The organism is Mesorhizobium sp. M2E.F.Ca.ET.209.01.1.1 (assembly GCF_004010375.2).
In the GTDB taxonomy this organism is placed as follows: domain Bacteria; phylum Pseudomonadota; class Alphaproteobacteria; order Rhizobiales; family Rhizobiaceae; genus Mesorhizobium.
In genome coordinates this window covers 1-546 of sequence record NZ_SADP02000107.1, presented here as the reverse complement: position 1 = coordinate 546, position 546 = coordinate 1, and the positions used below count along the sequence as shown (strand labels likewise).

Below are 546 nucleotides of genomic sequence, written 5' to 3'. Positions count from 1 at the left end.
GCCGGCATGTCGATGAATCGCGTGTTGTCGGCGGGGCCAGCCTCGACGACGAGCACACGCTTGCCGGCCTGGACCAGTCGGCTCGCTAGCGTGCAGCCTGCTGAGCCCGCGCCGGCGACGATGTAATCGTACGTGTCCGTCATCGGATTAGGCGTAGCGCATGATGGCGGTCTTGGTTTCGAGGTAGCCCTCGATCGCCGCGCGGCCATGCTCGCGGCCGATGCCGGATTGCTTGAAGCCGCCGAAGGGCGCTGCCGGATCCAGCGTGTTGTGCGAGTTCACCCACACCGTACCGGCCTTGAGGCCATGGATCGCCGTCATTGCCTTGCCCATGTCGCGGGTCCAGATCGAGGCCGACAAGCCGTAGCGCGTGTCGTTGGCGATGCGGATCGCCTCGTCGAGATCGGCGACAGGCATCGCCGCCACGACCGGGCCGAATACCTCCTCGCGCACGATCTCCATCTCCGGCTTGACATGGTGCAAGATGGTCGGCGCCACATAGTAACCTTTCGTCGGCACCGGCCGCGCGCCGCTGACGCGTTCGAC

At 66.1% G+C, this 546-nt stretch carries 2 protein-coding genes; both read right to left on the bottom strand.

Annotated elements, in window-relative coordinates; translation table 11 throughout:
• Nucleotides 1-143 (bottom strand): FAD-binding protein (locus EN852_RS34810; protein WP_135879593.1); only part of this gene is annotated, 143 nt, incomplete at its 3' end.
• Nucleotides 144-147: 4 nt separating this feature from the next.
• On the bottom strand, nt 148-546 hold a 399-nt coding region (locus EN852_RS34805; protein ID WP_135879592.1), incomplete at its 5' end, for an aldehyde dehydrogenase family protein.